General features: G+C 69.2%; 2 protein-coding genes. Both read right to left on the bottom strand.

All coding sequences use genetic code 11. The features are described 5' to 3' along the window. Window positions 1-112: 112 nt before the first annotated feature. The gene (istB, locus tag ACWD1Z_RS37100; protein ID WP_451125282.1) at window positions 113-904 is read right to left on the bottom strand and encodes an IS21-like element helper ATPase IstB; all 792 of its coding nucleotides are present in this window, start codon (window positions 902-904) and stop codon (window positions 113-115) included. Then, entirely contained in the window at window positions 904-2,442 is a 1,539-nt protein-coding gene (gene istA / locus ACWD1Z_RS37105) for an IS21 family transposase (RefSeq protein ID WP_451125284.1), read from the bottom strand. Before istA ends, istB begins: the two co-directional genes overlap by 1 nt. Window positions 2,443-2,573: the final 131 nt, after the last annotated feature.

A 2,573-nucleotide genomic window follows, 5' to 3' on the forward strand; every position in this document is an offset into this window, starting at 1 on the left:
TGTCAACGGCCATTTCGTTCTCCCCGTAGGCGGCCAGGAGTTCGCCCCGCTGGCGGCCATCCAGTTCTCCCCGGTGGCGGCCAGATAATTCCCCGCCTTCGGGTCAGTCGGGTCAGCTGAAGGGCTTCACTCCCTGTCCGCTGGTGGCCTGGGTGAGCCGGTAGCTGTCACCCTGGGTGACGACGATGTGAGCGTGGTGCATGAGCCGGTCGACTGTCGCCGTGGCCAGCGTCTTCGGCATGATCTCGTCGAATCCGGAGGGGTGGAGGTTGCTGCTGACGGCGACCGAGCGTCGTTCGTAGGCGGCGTCGACCAGGCGGTAGAAGCCCTCGGCAGCGTCTGGCGAGACCGGCAGGAGGCCGATGTCGTCGACGATGATCAGATCCGAGCGGATGATCTTCGCGAGGGCTCGGGCAATCGAGTCGTCCGCGCGGTGCCGGCGGACCAGAGCTCCGAGGTCCTCGATGGTGAACCAGGAGACGGTCAGCCCGGCCTCGATGGCGGTCTGGCCGAGGGCCTCGGTGAAGTGGCTTTTGCCCGTGCCGGAGGGCCCGCAGATGCAGAAGTTCTCCCGCCGGCCGATCCATTCCAGGGACTTGAGGGCGTCCTGGGTGGGGCGGGGGATGGCGGACTTGGTCTCGTCCCAGTCGCCGAAGGTCTTGCCGGTGGGGAAACCGGCCCGCTTGCGGCGGGTGTGGAGGTTGGCCCGGTCCCGGCCGGCGGCTTCCTCGGCCAGCAGGACGCGGACGACCTCGGCCGGGTCCCAGCGTTGGGCCTTGGCGGTGGGGATCAGGTCGGCCAACACCCGTCGCAGGTGCGGGAGTTTGAGCCGCTTGGTCAGCTCGATGGCCTCGGCGAGCGGGTCGCCGTTGGTGCCGGGAACGGTGCGAAGTGGGGTGGCCATCAGGCAGGATCGCTTTCGTCGTGCTCGGAGACGTCGGAGGCGGGCTGGGTGGGCAGGCCGAAGGAGGACCAGGCGGAGGTGCCGGGCTGCAGGGAGTGTTCCTCGCTGCGGCGGACGGGTTCGGTGTGCTCGCGTGTGGCCTGGTAGTCGACGATGGACAGCAGGTCCTTGTCCGCGAAGCGTGCGGTGACCGCGGCGGTGCCCAGGGCCCGGTCGACCTCGGCCACCGAGTAGAGCTTGGACAGGGCGACGGCCTCGGCCATCTTCGCCTTGATGCGGCGGACCCCGCTGGCTCCTGCTTCGACCAGCCAGGACGCTGCCCCGGGACCGAGCTGGAGGAAGGCCGCCTCTTCTGCCGAAGTGGCCTTCGGGGTGCGGTCGTTGTCCTTGTTCTCCCGCGGCGGGTAGTGGGCGTCGTCCAGGACCGGGGTGCCCGGCTGGCCGCGACGGTGGCGGGCGGCCTCGCGGGCCGATCCGTCCTCGCCGACCGCGGTGACGATCAGTTCGTCGCCGTGGAACCGGGCCCAGACCCGGTTGTCGATCAGTTCGTGCGGAACGGAGTAGCGGACCCCTTCGACGGAGATCGTGGACTCCCAGTTCACCCGCCGGGTGGTGCCGAACGCGGCGGTGAACGGCCGTCTGGGAAGCGGGTGCAGCCGCTGTCGTTCCTCGGCGAGCCGCTCGACCGGCTTGCGCCGAGTCGCCCGGTGGGTGCGGGAGTTGACCTCGTCGCAGAACGCCCGGCAGGCCGCCTCCAGCTCGCCGAAGGTCTTGTAGTGCTCGCGCAGGTTGACGTCCTTCGGCACCAGGTCGGCCTTCGCGATGCGGACCGTCGCCTCGGAACCGCCCTTCGTCTCCGGGTCCGCGGGCAGACACGTGCGTATGGTCGTGCCGTAGTGCCGGGCGACCTCGACGATCTCCGGGTTGCGGACCGCGATCCCGGCGACGTGATCGGTGGTGACCGTCTTCTCGTTGTCCGTCAGGACGTAGGCCGGCACGCCGCCGATCCGGCGGAACGTCGCGTCCAGACACGAGGTGACCGTCGGCAGCGTCTTGTCCCAGATCGGGATCACGATCCGGAACCGGGACCAGGCCAGCCATGCGCACCACAGGACGGTCTTGCGGCCCTGGATGGTCGGACCGTCGCCGAAGTCGTACTGAATCCACAGCCCCGGCTCGGTCACCCACGGCCTATAGACACGGCGCCGACCGGCCCTGAACTGGGCTTTCGCCTCGGCAACCGTGCGGCGGGTGGTGCGTTCCCCGCCGGTGAAGCCCATCGCGACGATCCTCTTGTGCACCACGTCCGCGCGGATCTTGCCGTGCGAACGGACCACCAGTTCCTCGATCTTCGGCAGATAGTCGTCGATCGCGCGGGCCCGGTGACGGCGCTGGTCGGGGTGCTGGCCGGCGGCCCGCATCTTCACATAGCGGGCCACCGTGTGGTGGTCGACGCCGGTCAGCTCGGCCGCGGCGCGGTAACTGCCCGTGAGGTCGTACGCCTCAAGGATCTCCATGATCTCCCTGCTGTTCTTCACCCGCCCGAGCCTCGCCGAGCGGGATGCGTCCAATGCGAGCGGGGAGATATCTGGCCGTACGTGGGGAAACCCTTGGCCATCAGTGGGGCGGTAAATGGCCGCCTATGGGGAGCTTGTCATGGCCGCCGTCA

It is taken from the genome of Streptomyces sp. NPDC002784 (genome assembly GCF_053592135.1).

What these genes read in the sequence shown, in the direction of transcription:
- istB (WP_451125282.1), bottom strand. Translation starts at nt 904, where the DNA reads ATGGCCACCCCACTTCGCACCGTTCCCGGCACCAACGGCGACCCGCTC.